The sequence below is a fragment of the Flavobacterium crocinum genome, from assembly GCF_003122385.1.
Classification (GTDB): Bacteria; Bacteroidota; Bacteroidia; order Flavobacteriales; family Flavobacteriaceae; genus Flavobacterium; species Flavobacterium crocinum.
This window is the reverse complement of the sequence record NZ_CP029255.1, coordinates 576,984-597,797: the sequence shown is the minus strand read 5'-3', so window position 1 is coordinate 597,797 and position 20,814 is coordinate 576,984. Positions and strand designations below refer to the sequence as shown.

Genomic DNA, 20,814 nt, shown 5'->3' with positions numbered 1-20,814 from the left:
ATGGAATTCGAAGAAATCTACAAAACATATTGGGATAGAATTTTCAGACTTTGTATGGGATTTGTGAATGATTATGATGCAGCCCAGGATTTAGCTCAGGAAACCTTTATAATTGTCTGGCAGAAACTGGAAACTTTTAGAAACGAATCGGCGATTGGGACATGGATTTTCAGGATTGCTTCTAACAATTGTTTAAGACAGATTGAAAAGCAAAAACGTTTCCCAAAATCAGAACTTCCGATTCATCTTTCAGAAGAAAAACAAACTTCATTAGAACCGCAAATTCAGTTTTTATACAAGTGCATTGCTGAGTTGCCCGAAACAGAGCGTATTATTATTTCGCTGGAATTAGAAGATGTAAAACAGTCAGAAATTGCGACAATAGTTGGTCTTTCAGATGCAAATGTTAGAGTGAAAATTCACAGGATCAAAGAAAAACTGACTCAAAAATTTAAAGAAAATGGAAAACGATAATAATATAGATTTTAAAGATTTATGGAAAAAACAATCCGTAAGTCAGCCCGATATGAAAGATTTACTTTTGAGAGTTGGTAAATTTAAAAAAACGGCTTTACGCTCTTTGTGGATTACTAATATTTTGCTTTTTGCAACCGGTGCATTTATAATTTTTATCTGGATGTATTATCAGCCCCAGTTTATCTCGACCAAAATAGGAATTGTTTTAACAATACTGGCAATGGTGATTTATGTTTTGGTTTATAATCGATTATTGAAAATTTACAATAGCATTGATGCAGAACAAAGCAATCATGATTATCTTCAGAAATTGATTGAAATAAAAAAGAAGCAGCAATTTCTACAAACTAAAATGATGAGTTTTTATTTTATTGCTTTAACTATTGGAATCTGTTTGTATATGTATGAATATGCAAGCAGAATGTCATTTTTGGGAGCAAGTTTGACTTATGGAATTACTCTGCTTTGGATGTTGTTTAACTGGTTTTATATTCGCCCGAAACAAATAAAAAAACAACAAAGTAAATTGAATAGTCTAATAGAAAAATTTGAAGAAGTTAACAATCAATTAGAATCATAAAAAAAAAGAAGCTTCGTAATTTCCCCTACGAAGCTTTCTTTTTACCAAAAACTTAAATCTAAATTCTAAAACTAACCTTTAAAGAGGAAAAACATAAGGAGTAAGAGATAATACAATGATTCCGTCACTATTTGCTGTTGCAGTTAATTCATTCTCTAATTTTCCTCCAATGTAAATTTTTCCGGTTAATGTTTGTCCAGCCTGACCACCATATCCGCTAGCACTTAATGATGCTCCTACAGATTTTGCTTCTGCAGTAAATTCTTTAGTCCAAGGAAGTTTAGTAAGGTCTTCATTTAATGCATTTCCTCCTTTTTCAAAATATGTAACAGAAGCAGTTCCTGTGTAATTTCCAGTAATTTCATATCTTATGTCTCTTGAGTTATTTCCTGAGCCATTATCATCATTATCGCTACTGCAAGAAACTGCTGTAAAAGCAAGAGTCAATACAATTGCTAAAGTTTTCAAAACTGATTTCATAATAAAATTCTTTAATTAATATTCATAACAAAACAAAGTTAGATTCTTATTATGCGGACGGCAATACCTGATAAAATGTATTTTTTATTACCTGATATCAGGTAAAAGCAAGGATTTTCTTTTCGAAAGTCATTAAGCTTTAATAACTTTGAGTAAATGCCCCATTTATGAAGAAAATCCACGCCTTACTGCTTTTTCTAAGCTTTTCTGCTTTTTCCTATTCTCAGGTAATTCTTTCGTTAGATGATGATACGGCCTACATTGATAGTATTGTGAATTATACTAAAAATGTAAAATCAGACAGTATTAAGAGTTTGAACAGTTTTAGACTGGCTAAATTGTTTTTGATGGTTCAGGATGTTAAGAGCTATAAAGAATATCTGGAACAGGCAAACCGTTTGAAAACAAAATTTCCTTTTATAAAAGATGCGGCTCTTTATTACAATGCTTATAGTTTTGCTGAAAAAGGAGATTTGGAAGGTTATGAAAAAGCTTTGCTGGAAGCCAATGAAAAACTAAAAAAATACCGTTATAAAGAAGCTTATAGGCTTCGCGCTATTGTATTGCAGAATTACGGAATTCTACAACAACATAAGAATAAGGAAAATGCCTATATGCGACTTTTGGTAAACGAAGCCATTCCGATTGCGAAAAAAAGTGGTGATTATGAATTAATCAGTGGTTTGAGTAAAGCTGTAGCTATTATTTTTATGAATAATAATGAAAGGGAAAAAGCGGCAGAATACCTCGATCAGGCACAGAAATATATTGAAAGTACGACTAAAAAGTCGGCTACACTCGCAGAATCCAAAATGGAGACCTATATCATAAATGCAGAGAATTTAGTAGAACTCAAACATTTTTATGATGCTAAAAGTATTCTCGATAAAGCATTTGAGATTTTAAAGGATTATCCGGAATCGAATTTGAATGATTCTTATTTTTATTCGGAAGGGATTTATTATGCCAAACAAAATAAACATACTGAAGCTTTGATGAGTTTTGATAAAGGAATAAAATCATCTGCAAGACACAATAATCTGGTTGCTTTAAACCGATTGAAATTTGCCGAATATGAAGTGCTTTTTAAACTTAAAAATTATGATAGAGCAAAAAGTAATATCGAATATTTAATAACCAATACACCTTTTATAGTAGATAAAAAGAATTACTATAAAGAATTATCCAAGGTTTATAATGCAACGAAAGAATATTCGAAAGCATATTATTATTCTAATAAATACAATGTAATAAATGACAGTCTTAATGATGCAAAGCTAAAAAATGAGATTGTCGAATTGGAGGCCAAATACAAAAAAGCTGAAAGCGAAAAAAAAATCTCTTTGTTACAGTCTGAAAATGAAAAAGCAGTGCTGCAGGTCAATAACAATAGATTGAATTCGATGCTTTTTGCAGTGCTTTCCTTTCTGCTGTTTTTGACCGTTTTGTTTTTATGGAGCTGGAATAATTATCAGAAAAAATTAAGTTTTCAAAAAGAGGTCAACCATAAACAAGAATTGGATGTGCTCGAAAATGAAAAGAAATTATCCATTTCAAACGCTCTGATTCAGGGAGAAGAAATTGAGAGAAAAAGAATTGCCAGAGATTTACATGACGGGTTGGGCAGTATGCTTTCCGGTTTAAAAATGCATCTGAATCTGGCTGACCGCGAGAATAAAGAAAACAATCCGAATATCAACGAAATGCTTAACGATTCTATTAAAGAACTTCGAAATATTTCGCAGAATTTAATGCCGGAAAGTTTAATGAAATTAGGTTTAGAACATGCATTAAAAGATTTATGCGCATCTTATTCTAATTCAGAAACGGTGATTGAATTACAGTATTTGATAAAAAAAACCAGTGTACCTGAACATTTTAAAGTAACGATTTTTCGAATTATTCAGGAACTTTTGAATAATTCATTAAAATATGCAAAAGCCACACAAATTTTAGTTTCCTGTTCGCAAAATAAAGATGTTTATTTTATTACAGTTGAAGATAACGGAATTGGGTTTAATGTTGAACATGCGCAGAAACGTGAAGGAATGGGACTGCGAAATATAAAAAACCGTGTTGCATTTTTGAATGGGAAATTAGAAATTGATTCTGTTATCAATAAAGGAACTTCAACTTATATAGAGCTGAAGGTTTAATTAGAGTTTAAAAAATATGATATATAAAACAGTAATTGTAGACGATCATCCGATTGTAATTTCAGGAATCGCAGGTTTGTTGTCTGATTTGGAAAACATCAAAATCGTGGAAAAATTTGGATCGGGCTTAGCGCTTTTAGATTATATAGAAGATAATACAGTAGATTTGATTTTGATGGATATTTTTCTTCCCGTAATCAATGGGGTTGATTTGTGTAAAACAATCAAACAGAAGCATCCTAAAATTGTCATTATAGGGATGAGCAGTCAGTCTGAAAGAAGTTTGGTTATGCAGTTCATTCAGAATGGAGGAAATGGATATATTCTTAAAAATGCCTCTTTCGATGAATTCAAAAATTGTATCTATAAAGCCATTGGCGGTGAAATCGTTTTTAGCGAAGAAGTAAAAACAATCATAAGTCAGCCTTTGTCTGAAGAATTAGAACGTATTCCGGCTTTGAGTCGCAGGGAACGTGATATTGCATTATTGCTTTCGCAGGGAAAATCGACTCAGGAAATTGCAGATGATTTGTTTTTGAGTTTTCTAACAGTCCAGACGCACCGTCGAAATATTCTTCAGAAATATAAAATGAAAAATGTGGCAGAATTAATCGCTTTTCTGCTTAAAAATAATATGCTGAATTGAGACAGAAGAGCCGTAAAAATGTCAAAATGGCATTTTGTTAAATTGGTTCACAATTTGATGTTTGTTTTGTAACTTTAATTTTCAATCAAAAAAAACAAAAAAAAATGGGATCAGGATACCTAATTATTGCTGGAGCTATCATGTTATTCAGCTGGCTGGTAAGCTCTCAGCTAAAAAGTAAATTTGAATTATACTCGAAATTACAGTTAAGAAATGGAATGAGCGGAAGAGAAATCGCTGAAAAAATGCTTGCCGATAACGGAATTACAGATGTTCGTGTGATTTCGACTCCGGGTCAGTTAACAGATCATTATAATCCTTCAGATAAAACAGTAAACTTAAGTGAAGCGGTTTATAATCATCGAAATGCTGCCGCGGCGGCAGTTGCAGCACACGAATGCGGTCACGCAGTACAGCACGCAATTGGTTACGAGTGGCTAACTATGCGTTCTAAATTAGTGCCAATTGTAAGTGTAGCATCGAATTATGTACAATGGATTTTACTTGCCGGAATCTTAATGATCAAAGCCTTTCCGGGGTTGTTGTTAATTGGAATTATCATTTTTGCAGCAACAACTTTATTTTCTATCATTACACTTCCGGTAGAATATGATGCAAGTAACAGAGCTTTAGCATGGCTTGAAAACAAACATATGCTAACTCAGGAAGAACAAGCTGGTGCAAAAGATGCTTTAAAATGGGCTGCCAGAACTTATGTAGTGGCAGCAATTGGATCTATAGCAACGTTGTTGTACTATATCTCGATTTACGCAGGCAATAGAAGGAACTAAATAAATTTAATTTTCAATATCATAAAATTCCAAATTCCAATTTTGTTGGGTTTGGAATTTTTCTTTTTTACTCTTTTCGTTCCCGTGGTTGAAACCACGGGTTATGTTTTTGGAATTTGGGTTTTAGAAAATTGAAATTTCTTTTTTTCTAAAGCTGAATTTGCCTGTCAATTTGCTGATCTAGAGAAATAAAAGTTTCGGTTCTTGAAACACCTTCAATAGCTTGAATTTTGGTGTTTAAAAGCTGCATTAAATGTTCGTTATCACGACAAATAATTTTAATTAAAACCGACCAGTTTCCGGTAGTATAATGACATTCTAAAACTTCGGGGATTTTTCTTAGTTCTTTTACTGCTTCAGAATTTCTGGAGGCTTTGTCCAGATAAACTCCAACAAAAGCCATGGTGTTGTAACCTAAAACTTTTGGGTTTACTGTAAATTTTGATCCGGAAATAACGCCTGATTGCTCCAGTTTTTTTAATCGCTGATGAATTGCAGCACCGGAAATTCCGATTTTATTGGCAATTTGCAGAATTGGCTTTCTGGCATCATCCATTAAGTAACGGAGAATCTCTTTGTCGATTCCGTCAATTTCAATTAAGAGGGAGTTGATTTTCATAACTTACAATTTGAAACTATTTTTTGTGATTTGGGTTTGGAATAGAAATCAAATGTAGTTAAAATGAAGGAAGAATAAAATTCTTCTAATGGAAATTCCAAATTTCAAAAACATAGCCCGTGGTTTCAGCCACGGGAAACCAACGGAGATCAGGAATTGGTTAAAAAAGAAAAATTCCAAATCCCAATTGATTAAGTTGGAATTTGGAATTTAAATATTTTTCTCTTGGTCAGGTTTATTTTCCTTTGTTTGCTTCTGCAACGTATTTTTCAAGTGCCATTGTCATAGAAGGCGTTTCGGGAGTTGGAGCAAGAATATCAATTCTTAAACCATGGTCTAAAGCCTCTTTCTGAGTGGTGCTTCCAAATACAGCAATTCGAGTATCATTTTGTTTAAAATCCGGGAAATTCTTAAACAATGACTTGATTCCGGTTGGACTGAAGAAAGCTAAAACGTCATAATAAACGTCTGCTAAATCAGATAAATCACTCATTACAGTTCTGTAGAATATAGCTTGTGCCCAATCTACTTTTAGACTGTTTAATGTTACAGGTGCATCTGCATTTAACTGGTCAGATGCTGGAAGCAAAAACTTTTCGTCTTTGTACTTCTTAATTAGCGGAGATAAATCTGCAAAATCTTTTGCTCCAACGTAAATTTTACGTTTTCTGTACACAACATACTTTTGAAGGTAGAAAGCGACAGCCTCAGATTGACAAAAATACTTCAATCCTTCTGGAACTTTGTAACGCATTTCATCAGCAACTCTAAAAAAATGATCTACAGCATTTCTACTTGTTAAAATGATCGCAGTGTAATGATTAAGATCGATTTTTTGTAATCGAATCTCTTTTGCGCTAACCCCTTCCACATGAATAAATGGTCTGAAATCAATTTTTATTTTGTGTTTTTGTTGGAGCTCAAAGTAAGGAGAATTCTCCACTTTAGGTTCAGGCTGTGACACCAAAATTGTTTTCACTTTCATATTATAAACATTTTCTAAGCACTCCCTTTTGTTATCCAATAATAAAGAAAATAATAAGGGGCTATTTCAAGAGCGCAAAGATACAAAATAAAATAAAATAACTTGCCGATTATTACGTTTTGATATGTTTTAATTGAAATAAAGTAAGAGTATACGCTAATACACAGCGAAATACCAATGATTCCAAGCGGTATAATTTGCGGAATATTATTGTAATAGAACAAAATAGCGTTAATTGGAAGGATTAAAACGCCGATATAAGTCCTGTAAGTTACTTTTTGTAAGTTAAAAAGCTCTACAAAATCATCAATATTAAAGGAAGTGGCTACAATTTTCTCGATTAAATATTTTCCTAAAATGAAATAAAGAAGGAAAGTGGCAATCTGAATAAACAAAATCCAGTCGGTTTTAGAAGCATATCCAAAAATGTTCATCGTAAGCTGAATGAAAAATGCGTACGAGACAATCTGTACAAAAAACAAACCAACTGTAAAACTGCTTTTCATGTGACTGTTGTCACGATAAATCTTAGCATATTTATCAGAAAAAATAAGTTTACTAAATTCACTGAATCTAGTTTCGTAAGCCGATTTTGTCATGGCAACAACAGCAAAGGTCAGCACAAATAAAAGTGTTGCCCAGTCTTTGTTTTCCAGAATTCGAGGATGAAGTTGTTCAATCATAGCGTTACAAAATTAGTAATTTTTTGATGCAATACTTTTATTATATATTTATTATGAATCAAATGCTATAAAAAGTTTACTTTTGCCGTGAAATTACCCAGAAAAAATGAATGATAGTATTGTCATAATTCCCACATACAACGAAATCGAGAACATAGAAAGTATAGTAAGAGCTGTACTTTCACAGCATAAAGCTTTTCATTTACTGATTATCGATGATAATTCTCCCGATTATACAGCAAAAAAAGTAATTGCTTTACAGGAAGAATTTCCGGATAAACTTTTTTTAGAACAAAGAACTAAAAAATCCGGTTTAGGAACCGCTTATGTTCACGGGTTTAAATGGGCATTGGAAAGAGAGTATCAATTCATTTTTGAAATGGACGCCGATTTTTCTCACAATCCTAATGATCTTGAAAAGCTGTATGATGCCTGCCATTTTGGTGGAGCAGATTTAGCAATTGGTTCTCGTTATGTAAAAGGGGTAAATGTGGTGAACTGGCCTTTAAGCCGCGTTTTGATGTCGTACTTTGCTTCGGTTTATGTAAAATTTATTACCGGAATGAAGATTCACGACGCTACAGCCGGTTTTGTGTGTTACAAAAGAGAAGTTCTGGAGAAAATCAATCTGAATAAAATAAAATTTGTGGGGTATGCGTTTCAAATTGAAATGAAATACAGAACATACTGCGCTAAATTTCAAATCACAGAAGTTCCTATTATTTTTACAGACAGAACAAAAGGAGTTTCTAAAATGAGTAATGCCATTATTAAAGAAGCAATACTTGGAGTAATTTCGCTAAGATTAAGAAAATTAGTCAATTCATTATAAACCAACCACGATGAATAGGATTTTAATAAAAAATGCCAAAATTGTAAACGAAGGGACAATTTTTGAAGGTGATGTTTTAATTGAAAACGATCTGATTGTTGAAATTGCGGACAGCATTTCATTAAAAACATCAGATTGTATTGTTGTAGATGCCGAAGGTAATTATTTAATGCCGGGAGCAATAGACGATCAGGTACATTTCAGAGAACCGGGATTAACGCATAAAGGAGATATTGAGTCTGAATCCCGAGCTGCTGTTGCAGGGGGAATTACTTCTTTCATTGAACAGCCCAATACGGTTCCCAATGCAGTTACTCAGGAAATATTAGAAGATAAATATCAGATAGCTTCTCAAAAATCATTTGCGAATTATTCGTTTATGATGGGAGCAACAAATGATAATTTGGAAGAAGTTTTAAAAACCAATCCAAAAAATGTTGCCGGAATTAAAATTTTCTTAGGCTCTTCAACAGGAAATATGCTGGTAGATAATGAAGCAGTTTTAGAAAAGATTTTTTCAAGCACTCCAATGTTAATTGCAGTTCACTGTGAAGATGAAACGACTATCAAGAATAACCTTGCAGCATTTAAAGAACAATATGGAGATGACGTTCCTGTAACGGCTCACAATTTGATCAGAAGTGCTGAAGCTTGTTATATTTCTTCTTCAAAAGCGGTGGCTTTAGCTAAAAGAACCGGAGCGAGATTGCATATTTTTCACCTTTCAACAGCGAAAGAAATGGAATTATTTACCAATAAAATTCCGTTAGAAGAGAAAAAAATTACCGCTGAGGTTTGTGTGCATCATCTTTGGTTTACAGATGAAGATTATAAAACAAAAGGAAATTTCATCAAATGGAATCCTGCAGTTAAAACAGCCGATGATCGTGCAGAACTTTGGAAAGCTTTAAATGATGGAAGAATCGATGTTATTGCAACAGATCATGCTCCTCATACAAAAGAAGAAAAAATGCAGTCTTACTTAAATGCGCCTTCTGGAGGTCCGTTGGTACAGCATGCGGTTGTGGCCATGTTTGAAGCACATCATCAGGGGAAAATCAGCGTGGAGAAAATCGTGGAGAAAATGTGCCATAATCCGGCTAAACTTTTTAAAATCGAAAAAAGAGGGTTTATCAAAGAAGGATATTATGCCGATTTAGTAATCGTAAATCCAAGTTTGCCGTGGAATGTAAAATCAGAAAACATTCTTTATAAATGTGGATGGTCTCCTTTTGAAGGATATACTTTTAAATCCAGAATTACGCATACTTTTGTAAACGGAGAATTGGTGTATAATAATTTTAAAGTAAAAGATACCAGAGCCGGAAAAAGATTATTGTTTGACAGATAAAAAACAACTATGAAGAATTTTATAGTAATAGTATTGGTTTTATTTCTTTCTGTAAGCTGCAAGAAAGAGCTCGTAAAAGAGCCTGCAAAACTTATTGAGAAAGAAAAGATGATTGATATTATGTATGATTTATCGCTTTTGGAAGCTATGCGTTATCAAAAGCCCTTGTCTTTAGATTCGGTAGAGAGCGATCCAACAAAGTTTATTTTGAAGAAATACAAAGTAGACAGTCTTCAGTTTGCTCAGAATAACATGTACTATGCTTCAGATTATGAAAAGTATAGTGATATGTTTGCTGAAGTGAATAAAAGAATAGCGGTAAATCAAAGAGCAGCAGATTCCCTGGCTAAAATTGATGAGAAAAAAGCAGCTAAAGCAAATAAGAATAAGCCAAAAGAATTGAAAAAAGAAGATTCAATTCGAAAAACGGTTCCGAAAATTAATCTTGATTCCATTAAAATGGAGCAAAGAAAACACAGAAGACAGATTAAATAAAACTGTTTTTAATATAATAATGAACATCAGTAAAAACCGTTCTCAGAGCGGTTTTTATTTTTTCGTTAGAATACAAATTTTTAGAATAAGAAGCTTTTGCAGTTGCTTTGGTAATACTTCTTTTTTTGAAAAATAAAGTTGAAAATATTCCATCCAAAATCCATAAAGTATTCATGAAAAATGGTTTAGCATGAATATGAGGTCTTTTTACTTTTAAAGTATCAGCAACAGTATCCAGAATATCTTTGAAAACTATATTATCTGCAATTAAAGTAAAGCGTTCGTTTACGATGTCACTTTTCATTAATTTAAAAGTTATTGCGGCAACATCATCAACAGTAATGAAACCAGTGCTTCCAAGAGTATAAAACGAAAGGCCTTTTGCTACTTTTTGATAAATCTCACTACTTCCTTGTTCAAAAACATGCATCATTTTTGGCGGGCCTAAAATAACACCCGGATTTACAATAATAACATTCAAGCCTTCTTGCTGTGCGCGCCAAACTTCCATTTCAGCTCCGTATTTAGAGATGGCGTAATCGCTGTGCGGTTTTTCGGGATTCCAGTCTGTTTCTTCTGTAATGTGTGTTTCGTGGGGCGCAATATCACCTAAAGCGGCAATGGAGCTTATAAAACAGAATTTTTCTATTTCCTTGGCTATAGAAAAATTGACCATGTTTGCAGTTCCTTCAATATTGGTTTTTCTAAGGTTTTCTTCGTCTTTTGGGTCAAACGAAATCAAAGCGGCGCAATGGTAAACTTGTGTAATGTCGATAAAAGCGGTTTCAAGTGAAGGAACGTCCAGAATATCGGCTTCAAGCCAATTAATCTTTTCAAACAAATCTGTTTTTTTATAAAAATCAAAAACCGATTTGGTTTTCGCGATGTTGTTTTGACTTCTGTAAATTGCCCGAACATTTTCTCCATTTTCAATTAAATGAAGTAATAAATGCGCGCCGACTAAACCAGTTCCTCCAGTTACTAATACCATTTTGTAAAGATAAGTTTTTGCTTTTAAGGTGCAAAGTTACAGAGATACAAAGTTGCAAAGGTTTTTTTGGACTTTGCCACAAAGGCGTTAAGGCGCAAAGTTTTTTATTTTACATGATACTTTCATAGTAAAAGAACAAATACTTTATGCTTTAGTGTCTTCGTGGCAGACTTTTTTGCCATTACCATTGACATTGATTACATTTGCGCAAATTATTTTAAAAAATGAAGAATCTAGTTGAAGAATTAAAATGGCGCGGGTTATATCATGATAGTATGCCTGGAACGGAAGAACAATTACTAAAAGAAGCTACCTCTGCGTATATCGGTTTTGATCCAACGGCAGATTCACTGCATATTGGAAGTATGGTTCAGATTATTTTATTGGTTCACTTAAAGAATTTTGGTCACAGACCGATTGCCTTAGTAGGTGGAGCAACTGGAATGATTGGAGATCCTTCTGGTAAATCTGATGAAAGAAACTTGCTTGATGAAGAAGCTTTAGCTAAAAACGTGGCCGGAATCAAAAGTGTCTTGTCTCGTTTCTTAGATTTTAATTCAACCGAAGCAAATGCACCAGTAATGGTAAATAACTACGATTGGATGAAAGAATTCTCTTTTATCGATTTTGCACGTGAAGTTGGAAAACGTATCACTGTAAATTATATGATGGCTAAGGATTCTGTAAAAAAGAGATTTAGCGGAGAAGGCGAGGGAATGTCTTTTACGGAGTTTACATATCAGTTAATTCAGGGTTACGATTTTTATCATTTATATAAAAACAACAATTGCGTCCTGCAAATGGGAGGTTCTGATCAATGGGGTAATATTACCACAGGAACAGAATTAGTACGCAGAATGGGAGGTGAGAATGCTAAAGCTTATGCTTTGACAACGCCTTTGATTACAAAAGCAGACGGTTCTAAATTCGGAAAATCTGAAGGAGGAAATGTTTGGTTGGATGCAGATAAAACTTCTGTATACAAATTCTACCAGTTTTGGGTAAATGCAACAGATGTTGATGCAGAGAAATATATCAAAATCTTTACTTTCTTGGATAAAGATACTATTGATGCATTAATTGCTGAACATCAAACAGCGCCGCATTTAAGAGTTTTACAAAAGAAACTGGCTGAAGAAATTACTGTTTTTGTTCACAACAGAGAGGAATTAGAAAAAGCAATTCAGGCATCCAATATATTATTCGGAAATTCAACAGCTGAAGATTTGAAGAAACTGGATGAAGCAACATTCTTAGAAGTTTTTGACGGAGTTCCACAAGCTGAAATCGCAAAAGCAGATTTAGAAAACGGATTGGATATTATTACTGTTTTAAACGAAAAAACAGGTTTCTTTAAATCTAACGGAGAAGCAAGAAGAGCTTTGACAGCAAATTCTATTTCGGTAAACAGAGAAAAAATAAAAGAAGATTTTACTTTGACAACAAACGATTTAATCAACAATCAGTTTGTGTTATTGCAAAGTGGAAAGAAAAACTATTTTGTGATTAGAGTGGTTTAACTTTTTAATTGATTTCAAAACCAATTAAAATTTTTAAAGCACCATCAAATTACAACCACGAATATCAGAATTATCAAAACGTCCCAATACCTCGAAAGAGTTGTTGGGATATTTTTTGCCTAAATCCTGGGTTGCAATGAATGAACAGGAATTAATATTGGCTAAATCAATAACATTGATTCCGCCGGTTTTTCCATTATCTACATATTTAAGTGCATCTTCAGGATCACGAACCAAAATATTCATCCAGGACGGACATTCAAAAATACCTTCTCCTAAAGAATATGCCTGTGCCAAAAGTTCGGTCATTCCGTATTCCGAATGAATAGAAGAAACGCCAAAACCTTTACATAAGATTTCATGTAATTCTTCACGAATCATTTCTTTGCGTTTTCCTTTCATTCCTCCAGTTTCCATAATGATGGTATTCTGAAGGTTGAATTGGTGCTTTTCGATTAAATCTAACAAAGCATAAGTAACTCCAATTAAGATTACATTTTGTCCTGCTTCATCCAATTCTGTTAACTTTTTGATTAAGTCATCGTGATTGTGCAGATAAAATCCGCTTTCAGGCTGATTCGAGAGCTTTATCAGGTCTTCTACCATATAAATTAACGAAGAACCTTCACGCTCCAAATAAGATGGTAAAAGGGCTAAAACAACGTAATCTTCAATGTTGCCATAAAACTGAGAAAATCCTTTGCGGTAACTTTCCTCATATAGGGAAACATCGGTCACTAAATGCCGGCTTGTAATCATTCCGGTTGTACCACTACTGGTAAAAGTAACTTGGGCAGGATCGTTATTCGAAACTACATCGTGGCTCTTAAAAAACTGAATGGGTAAAAAAGGAATTTGCTGTAATGATTTTACCTGCTGTGGATTTACTTTTAGAAAATCACAAAAATCACGATACACTTTGTTATTCTCGTGCTGAAAACGAAACACTTTTAATGCTATTTTTTCAAATTGTTTCTGACTCGAAATGGTAAAGATATCGTTGGCTGTAATCAAAACTTTTTTTTTGCAAAGATATTGTTTTTAGTGTTCAGTGTTTAGTTTTTTAGTGTTCAGTTTATGTCAAGATTTACACGTTACAATGATACTGATTACTAAAATGCTGAATACTGTAAACTAAAAAAAGCTCTAAAGAGCTTTTTTATATTATCGTATAATGAGTTTTCGAGTTGTAGATGCGTTTTGCTCGCTAATTTTTATAATGTAAACTCCCGGAGGCAAATCCGAAACATTGAGTTCTTTAGATACCAAATGAGCCTGCAATACTTTTTTTCCTAAGATGTCAAACACAATAATTTCCTTTTCTAAATCGTTTTTAGAAGAGATATACACTTTTCCATTTGTAACAGGGTTAGGGTACAAGCTGAGACCCTCAATAGATGTAGATTCCTGAGGTTTTGGTAATTGCTTGCTGTCTTGCGCTGAAACGCTTACAGTAAAGAAAAATGCCAATAAGAAAGTAATATAAAAGTAGTTTTTTGCCATCGCGTGTATTTGGATATCGTAAATATACAAAAAAAATTACAAAAAGTACGCCAAAAAAAAATATCCTGAAATTTAGGATATTTTTTAACATTTTGTGCTCGAAGTTATTACTAGAGCAAAAGTATATTTTCAGAGTAAAATATACTAAAAATGAAAAAGCTGTCTGAAAACATTTTCAGACAGCTTTTTTTATTTTGGTATTGAACTTTTAATTATTTAGTCCAGTTAGCCCATGTTGGCAAATCAGCACCAGCACCAGCACCAGTTGCACCAGTAGTTGTTCCAGCTAATTTAGGACCAGCTAAGTTAGTGATAGAAGCTCCGAAAGTGTAGTTTGTGATAGTAAAGTTACCAGCAGCTAAGTTAGCAGTTACACCAGCATCTGTAGATAATTTTACAAGATCTGCAGGCATTCCGTTAGCAACGTATAAGTTTGTGTAAGTTTGTTTTCCACCACCTTCTTTGTAGTTGATAGCTTTTTCGTCAGCTAAGAAAGAAGCACCACCTTTAACGATAGAGATGTTGTTGATTTTAGCATTTGTCATTGGAACAGCTCCACTAGGATCTTTAGCGTTAGTAGATCCTTCAACACCAGCTTTAGTAACACCGCTAATGTAAACATTTGTAGCAGTACCTTGCCATCCGTCAGCGAAATCTAATGAATCATCATAAGAGTTGATCATTACTAAGTTAGTAGCGTTTACAGCTCCTCCGAAGAACTCAATTGCATCATCACCACTTTCGAAAGTGTAGATATCAGATACTACAGTTCCAGAACCAACTCCGAAGAAAGAAACTCCATTGTATTCTTTTTCAGCAGTATATTTAGAACCTGTGTAAGAAATTTTCAAGAAGTTAATGTTTCCAGAAGAATCTGTGTTGTCATTACCTCCGTAGCTTAAACCACCTACTTCAGAAGTACCATTGTCTCCAGTGTTTACTTTACCGTTACCAGCAATGATTAATCCACCCCAGTCACTTTGAGCAGGAGTTGCTTTTCCAGAAGTCATAACAACTGGTTTAGCAGCAGTACCATTGATGTTGATTTTAGCGTTTCTTTCTACAGCGATATATAAAGAAGTTGCTTCTGCAGTAGCAGAACTTTTGATTACGGTTCCGGCAGGAATTACTAAAGTAGCTCCACCTTTAACGATTAAACCTCCAGTTAAAGTATAAGTTTGAGTAGGGTCTAAAGTTACTGTACCGTCTTTAATTTCTCCTTTTAAATCGTCAACTTTTAAAACAAAAGAACTGTTGTTCGTGTTTTTGTTATCATCAGAACTACAGCTTGTTAAAGCAAGTCCTAATATTGCAGCCATTGCAAATAAACTTTTTTTCATTTTTGTTGTGTTTAATTGTTTTATTTATTTGAGGCAAAGTAAACAAACGTATGTTTTTGCTGAGTTAAGACGATATTAACAATCTATTAAGTATATCGAGACAAAAATGCATTGTCTTAATGTAAAATTTACATTGCCTTTTTGGATAAAAAAAAGGTGACTAGTTTGAACTAATCACCTTTTGTAATTTATTGAAAATCTTTATTTTAGAAAGTATAGTTTAAAGTAAGTCTAAGATCTGAACCTGCTTTGTATGATGTAACTGTGATGTCACCAACAGATTCTTTTCCTGGTACTTTTCCTTGTTCTTGTACACGCTTGAAAGTTGGGTTCAGGATGTTGTTATAAATAAGTCCCAGCTTTAAGCTTTTAGTCAAACTTGTATTAACGATAAAGTCTAATTTGTTTACTGCTTTATCAACCATGTTTCCAACTCTTGAAGTTCCGATTACGGCAAGTTTGTCTGAAAAATAAGAGTAAGATACTGTTGCTGAAATATCTTTATTTTCTGAGAATTCATTTAAGAAAGATAAGTTCGCATTTGCAAGGAAATTAGAAGCTCCTGTTAATTTACTTTCTGTAAATGTAAAGTTTGCTCCAAAATCATTTTCATTATTTACTTTATCGTTACTTAAATCCTGGTTTGTATATAAATAAGATCCGTTTGCATCAAAAGAAAGTTTTGTTTTTAGATTATCATTTTTTTCAATCTCAAAAAGATCTTTTCTAAATTCTACTTCAACTCCTGCTACTGTTCCTTTATCACCAGTATTTGCATAAGAGATATCGTTAGAAGAAGAGTTAAGGAACATTTCGTTGATTGGATTTTGGATAATTTTTCCAAATGCAGTTACAGAAATTAACTCTCCTGCTTTAGGGAAAAATTCCCATCCTAAATCGAAGTTATAATTTGTTGAAGCATATAAATTCGGGTTTCCTTCGTATGCTTGTGCAACATCTTCGTAAATAATTGGCACTTTTTCTTTAAACTGAGGAAGTGTATAGGTTTTACTAGCTGAGAATTTCAAATTCTGTTTGTCGTTCAGGGTATATTTTGAAATTAAGCTTGGTAAAATGTTGAACTTTGAATCATTAGAATTATCGCCTCCGGGAACTGTTGTCGTGATATAGAAAACATTCTGAGTTACTTGTTCTAATCTCGCACCTAATATTACACTCAGTCTTTCAGTTAAAGCATATTGAACATTTAGGAATGCAGCATTAATATCTAAATTACCAGTATACAATTGGTGGATTCTGTTAGAGTAAGATGAACCCCAATGAGCAGGATCTAAATAGTTGTCTACATGATGTATGTCTTCTTTCGGGAATGAGATTGTAGTTCTGTCAGGGAAGAATGAATATTGTTCCATGTCGTAATCTACATCTTTGAATTTTCCGGAATACCCAACAGTTAATTTTCCTTTGTAAGTATCATCACTTCCTTTTTTGAAATTATAAGAAAGAGCAATATTTGCAGCAATCTCATTTTCTTTTAAGTCCTGAAAAAATCGGTGATTGTTGATGTTTGAATTGGTAAAAAACGTATAGTCAATACCATTAGGAGCATATACAAAAGAGTTTTGCATACGATCCGGAATTGCGCTGTTAGACATACTGTATCCTACACCCCAGTTTAAATTCCACTGATCGTTGAACTTGTTTTTTCCTGTTAATTGGTTTACAATTAATTGCGTTCTTTCAAAAGTTCCACGTTTAATAAAACCTGTAATTTGCTGCATAGCGTCTCCACCACCGTCAAAATTTTGGTTGGTACCTTCGTACTCACTATAATCCTGATCACTTGAATTTAAGAATAAAGAAGTAAAGAAGATTGAGTTTTTGTTGTTGATTTTGTAATCAGCTGTACCCATAACAGTTGTTGTAGTACTGTGTTTGTAAGCTGTTCTGTAAAAGTCAGAAAAGATATCTCCGTCAGAAGTGATTCCTCCTCTGCTGTAACCTTCAGTAAATTTGTTTCTAGCGCTGAAAGATCCTGTGATAAATGTACCAATCGAACTTTCGTCATTGATATTAAATTTCTTTCCTCCGGATAGCGTATAAAAAGCATTTAATGTGTTTTTACTTGATTGTCTGTCCCAGCTTGTAGAATAGCTATATGGTTGAAGAGGATTACTTGGAACTCCAACTTTTTTAAATCCCATATAAGTAGGTCCGTCTTGTAGGTAAAAATTATCTTGCGCTAAAACATTTGTATTGGCACCTGTTCCAATAGAGAAAGAAATAAAAGGTTTTCCGCTGAATTTTTTTGCGCTGATGTCAATATTTGCACCACCAAAATCGGCATAATTTTGAGCCTCAAAAGTTTTACTAATTCCAATATTGTCTACAATGTTAGTAGAAAAAATATCCAAAAGAATGTTTTTATTAGCCGGAGTATTTGATGGTAACGGAAGACCATTTAAAGTAGTAACATTATAACGGTCACCTAAACCTCTTACGAAAACATTTCCGGAATCATCTTGTTTAGAAACACCACTAACTTTTGCTACAGCATTTGCAACATCGTTAACTCCTTTTCTTGAAATTTCTTCGGCACCAATAGCAGCTTTAAAAGAAACTGCGTTTTTTTGATCTAATAATAATGCTGATTCTTTTTGCTTGTTTACCGGTGCAGCCTGTATCACTACATCTTTAAGTGTATAACTTCCAGAAGAAAGAGCCTGATTTACCACTACAGTTTCGCTTCCTTTAACAGCAACTGGAGTTTCTACAGATTCGTATCCTAAAAAACTAAATACAAGAGTATAATTCCCTGGATTTACGCTCAAAGAATATTTTCCGTCAACGTCGGTATTTACGCTAATATTTGTACCTTTAATTAAAACATTAGCAAATGGTAACGGATCATTGTTCATATCCTTGTCGGTTAGAACTCCAGAAATCGTACCTTTGTTTTGCGCGATCGAAATCGTGCAGATAAATAATGCGATAAATAGAAATCTTAAATTGAATTTCATTGTTCAGTGTTGTGTTAATTTATTTTGGTGCAAAGAAAGAACCGCACCGTGAAGTCGATGTTATCAACTTGTTATGTTTTTGTGTGCTAAAGATTATCAAATTGTTACCAGATTAAATTACCGTTAACACCAATTTTTAAAGGTTCTTTTGTTAGTATATTTACCCCGTGAAATAAAAAACATCGGATAAATAATTAAAAAGATTTGATGTAAAAATCTCAATTTTTGCTATTTATGAAAAAAACACAAACTAAGATTTTATTAGTTGACGACGAACCAGATATCTTAGAAATCGTTGGCTATAACCTTGCTCAGGAAGGCTATCAAATTGTTACTGCTTCTAATGGAAAAGATGCTATAGCTAAAGCTCAGAAAGAATTGCCGGAATTAATTATTATGGACGTGATGATGGCAGAAATGGACGGAATGGAGGCATGCGAGCACATCAGAAAAATTCCTGAACTAAATAATGTTATCATAACATTCCTTACGGCAAGAAGTGAAGATTATTCTCAAGTAGCTGGTTTTGATGCTGGTGCTGATGACTATATTACAAAGCCAATTAAACCAAAATTATTGGTCTCTAAAGTAAAGGCGTTGTTAAGAAGGTTAAAAGAACAAGAAGTCGTTACAGACACATTAAATGTAGGCGGAATCGAGATTAACCGTGAAGAGTACAAAATCATAAAAGGCAATGTAGAAATTGCTTTACCAAGAAAAGAATTCGAATTATTTTATCTATTGGCTTCAAAACCGGGAAAAGTTTTCAAAAGAGACGAAATTCTGGATAAAGTTTGGGGTAACGAAGTAGTGGTTGGAGGAAGAACAATCGATGTTCACATTAGAAAACTGCGTGAGAAAATAGGGGAAGATCTTTTTAAAACCATAAAAGGAGTTGGTTATAAATTTGAAGTTTAAGTTTTTAAGACGCTAAGATTCTGAAGTGCTAAGTTGCTAACACTCTTTGGGATTTTGGTAAAGATTTAAATCCATTCAAATTCTTTGAAAAATATTCAATACATTTAAACCATATAAGAATTGAAGTTCTATAATCTTCATTTTCTTATATGGTTTTTGATTTACTCAAAAAAAAAACAGCTAAAAACAAAACTTAATTTTCTTAATATCTTAATGGTTCAATTTTTCAATGAAAATTAATTTTAAAAAAACATACAAGTTTGCCATAAAATCGGCATTATATATAAGTCTCTTTACTACTGCTTTTGTACTGATGTTAATGTCTTTATTTTATAAAAATCAGTTACAGCATCAGGTTGCATTTGGAATAATTTTCATTATTGTCATCTATATTTTCTCATTTTTGGTTTTACAATATCGTGTTGAGCGTTTTATTTATAGAAGAGTAAAGAAAATCTACGATGAGGTTTCGTTATTAGAATCTACCACTTTGATCAATCAGCCAATTAATACGGATATGGAGACGCTTTCGCGCGAAGTGAAAAAGTTTGCAACCGATAAAAAGCTTGAAATTGAAATGCTTGAAATTCGTGAACAATACAGAAGAGAGTTTTTAGGAAATGTTTCGCACGAATTGAAAACGCCTTTATTTACTGTTCAAGGTTATGTTTCGACTTTGCTTGATGGTGCAATGGACGATAAAAATATCAGAAAAAAATATTTAAAACGCGCCGAAAAAGGAGTAGAGCGTTTGATCTATATCGTCGAAGATTTAGATATGATTACCAAATTGGAATCTGGTGATTTAAACTTAAATATGACCGATTTTGATATTGTAGAATTAATCCAGAATGTTTTCGATTTGTTGGAGATGAAAGCTGATAAAAAGAAAATCAAACTGGCTTTTGAAAGCAAGAATGTACAATCTGTTATTATTCGCGGTGATAAAGACAGAATCCAGCAGGTTTTAGAAAATCTGATTGTCAATTCTATTAAATATGGAAAAGAAGGCGGTTTGACGGAAGTTGGCGTTGTGAACTTAACGAAGAAAAAAGTCTTAATTCGTATTAGTGATAACGGAGAAGGTGTTGAAAAACAAAACATTCCAAGACTTTTTGAACGTTTCTATCGCGTTGACAAAAGCGGAACGCGTTCTGAAGGAGGTTCCGGTTTAGGTTTGGCGATCGTAAAGCACATTATTGAAGCGCACAAAGAGAAGGTTTATGTAGAAAGTGAGTTCGGAATTGGCTCAGAATTCTCTTTTACGCTCGAAAAAGCATTCAAAAACCCAAAAGCTGACGTTAAAAAATCGTAAGTTCATTTTTGCTGAAAGCCCTAAAACAAAGGGTTTTAACAATAAATAAACATATCGATTTAGTCGGTAACATTAAATTTTTATTATAGTAACATCTGGTTAATGATTTCTTAACATAGGTGCTCCATCTTTGCATCCTGAAATTAAGGGA

General features: G+C 33.3%; 20 protein-coding genes. 11 read left to right on the top strand and 9 right to left on the bottom strand.

Annotated features, from left to right (window positions below; translation table 11 throughout):
- Both HYN56_RS02905 and HYN56_RS02900 read left to right on the top strand, forming a co-directional pair.
- A complete protein-coding gene (locus tag HYN56_RS02905) occupies positions 1-474 on the top strand; it encodes an RNA polymerase sigma factor (RefSeq protein WP_109190803.1) in 474 nt (157 codons plus the stop codon).
- Entirely contained in the window at positions 461-1,057 is a 597-nt protein-coding gene (locus HYN56_RS02900; protein WP_109190802.1) for a hypothetical protein, read from the top strand. Before HYN56_RS02905 ends, HYN56_RS02900 begins: the two co-directional genes overlap by 14 nt.
- Positions 1,058-1,135: 78 nt before the next feature.
- Here HYN56_RS02900 and HYN56_RS02895 read toward each other — a convergent pair whose 3' ends face one another.
- On the bottom strand, positions 1,136-1,537 hold the full coding sequence (locus HYN56_RS02895; protein ID WP_109190801.1) for an MmpS family transport accessory protein: 402 nt from the start codon (positions 1,535-1,537) through the stop codon (positions 1,136-1,138).
- Between the two features lie 167 nt (positions 1,538-1,704).
- Here HYN56_RS02895 and HYN56_RS02890 point away from each other — a divergent pair, with 167 nt between their 5' ends.
- The 3 genes from HYN56_RS02890 (at position 1,705) to HYN56_RS02880 (ending at position 5,130) form a co-directional block, all read left to right on the top strand.
- A complete protein-coding gene (locus tag HYN56_RS02890) occupies positions 1,705-3,693 on the top strand; it encodes a sensor histidine kinase (RefSeq protein WP_109190800.1) in 1,989 nt (662 codons plus the stop codon).
- Positions 3,694-3,709: 16 nt separating this feature from the next.
- Positions 3,710-4,339 (top strand): response regulator, encoded by a 630-nt coding sequence (locus tag HYN56_RS02885; RefSeq protein WP_109190799.1) that lies wholly within the window; start codon positions 3,710-3,712, stop codon positions 4,337-4,339.
- 104 nt (positions 4,340-4,443) lie between these two features.
- Positions 4,444-5,130, top strand: coding sequence for a zinc metallopeptidase (locus HYN56_RS02880; protein ID WP_109190798.1), 687 nt, complete (start codon positions 4,444-4,446; stop codon positions 5,128-5,130).
- A 148-nt stretch (positions 5,131-5,278) separates the two neighbouring features.
- Here the strand turns inward: HYN56_RS02880 and HYN56_RS02875 are convergent, their stop codons facing one another.
- The 3 genes from HYN56_RS02875 to HYN56_RS02865 form a co-directional block, all read right to left on the bottom strand.
- The gene (locus tag HYN56_RS02875) at positions 5,279-5,749 is read right to left on the bottom strand and encodes an Lrp/AsnC family transcriptional regulator (RefSeq protein WP_008465121.1); all 471 of its coding nucleotides are present in this window, start codon (positions 5,747-5,749) and stop codon (positions 5,279-5,281) included.
- A gap of 235 nt (positions 5,750-5,984) precedes the next feature.
- Positions 5,985-6,734, bottom strand: coding sequence for a uroporphyrinogen-III synthase (locus tag HYN56_RS02870; protein ID WP_109190797.1), 750 nt, complete (start codon positions 6,732-6,734; stop codon positions 5,985-5,987).
- Positions 6,735-6,748: 14 nt separating this feature from the next.
- On the bottom strand, positions 6,749-7,417 hold the full coding sequence (locus tag HYN56_RS02865; RefSeq protein WP_109190796.1) for a DUF4271 domain-containing protein: 669 nt from the start codon (positions 7,415-7,417) through the stop codon (positions 6,749-6,751).
- Between the two features lie 106 nt (positions 7,418-7,523).
- On the opposite strand from HYN56_RS02865, the gene HYN56_RS02860 reads away from it, so the two are divergent.
- Genes HYN56_RS02860 through HYN56_RS02850 form a run of 3 tightly spaced genes read left to right on the top strand, consistent with a single transcriptional unit; the run spans position 7,524 to position 10,095 of the window.
- Entirely contained in the window at positions 7,524-8,249 is a 726-nt protein-coding gene (locus HYN56_RS02860; protein ID WP_109190795.1) for a polyprenol monophosphomannose synthase, read from the top strand.
- 10 nt (positions 8,250-8,259) lie between these two features.
- Positions 8,260-9,600 (top strand): dihydroorotase, encoded by a 1,341-nt coding sequence (locus HYN56_RS02855; protein WP_109190794.1) that lies wholly within the window; start codon positions 8,260-8,262, stop codon positions 9,598-9,600.
- Positions 9,601-9,609: 9 nt separating this feature from the next.
- Positions 9,610-10,095, top strand: coding sequence for a DUF4296 domain-containing protein (locus tag HYN56_RS02850; RefSeq protein WP_109190793.1), 486 nt, complete (start codon positions 9,610-9,612; stop codon positions 10,093-10,095).
- On the opposite strand, the gene HYN56_RS02845 is transcribed toward HYN56_RS02850, so the two are convergent.
- Positions 10,088-11,086 (bottom strand): NAD-dependent epimerase/dehydratase family protein, encoded by a 999-nt coding sequence (locus HYN56_RS02845; RefSeq protein ID WP_109190792.1) that lies wholly within the window; start codon positions 11,084-11,086, stop codon positions 10,088-10,090. The genes HYN56_RS02850 and HYN56_RS02845 overlap by 8 nt on opposite strands.
- Before the next feature lie 224 nt (positions 11,087-11,310).
- Between HYN56_RS02845 and tyrS the strand changes: the two genes are divergently transcribed.
- Positions 11,311-12,606, top strand: a complete 1,296-nt coding sequence (gene tyrS / locus HYN56_RS02840; RefSeq protein ID WP_109190791.1) for a tyrosine--tRNA ligase — start codon at positions 11,311-11,313, stop codon at positions 12,604-12,606.
- Positions 12,607-12,639: 33 nt separating this feature from the next.
- Here tyrS and HYN56_RS02835 read toward each other — a convergent pair whose 3' ends face one another.
- The 4 genes from HYN56_RS02835 to HYN56_RS02820 form a co-directional block, all read right to left on the bottom strand.
- Positions 12,640-13,620, bottom strand: coding sequence for a LuxE/PaaK family acyltransferase (locus HYN56_RS02835; protein ID WP_109190790.1), 981 nt, complete (start codon positions 13,618-13,620; stop codon positions 12,640-12,642).
- A gap of 150 nt (positions 13,621-13,770) precedes the next feature.
- Positions 13,771-14,109, bottom strand: coding sequence for a T9SS type A sorting domain-containing protein (locus tag HYN56_RS02830; RefSeq protein WP_109190789.1), 339 nt, complete (start codon positions 14,107-14,109; stop codon positions 13,771-13,773).
- A 212-nt stretch (positions 14,110-14,321) separates the two neighbouring features.
- Positions 14,322-15,449 (bottom strand): hypothetical protein, encoded by a 1,128-nt coding sequence (locus HYN56_RS02825; RefSeq protein ID WP_109190788.1) that lies wholly within the window; start codon positions 15,447-15,449, stop codon positions 14,322-14,324.
- Positions 15,450-15,655: 206 nt separating this feature from the next.
- Entirely contained in the window at positions 15,656-18,430 is a 2,775-nt protein-coding gene (locus HYN56_RS02820; protein ID WP_109190787.1) for a TonB-dependent receptor, read from the bottom strand.
- Between the two features lie 234 nt (positions 18,431-18,664).
- Here HYN56_RS02820 and HYN56_RS02815 point away from each other — a divergent pair, with 234 nt between their 5' ends.
- Positions 18,665-19,348 carry a response regulator transcription factor gene (locus HYN56_RS02815; RefSeq protein ID WP_008465097.1) on the top strand — a complete coding sequence of 228 codons (684 nt, stop codon included), beginning with the start codon at positions 18,665-18,667 and terminating at the stop codon, positions 19,346-19,348.
- A gap of 229 nt (positions 19,349-19,577) precedes the next feature.
- Entirely contained in the window at positions 19,578-20,663 is a 1,086-nt protein-coding gene (locus HYN56_RS02810) for a sensor histidine kinase (protein ID WP_109190786.1), read from the top strand.
- Positions 20,664-20,814: the final 151 nt, after the last annotated feature.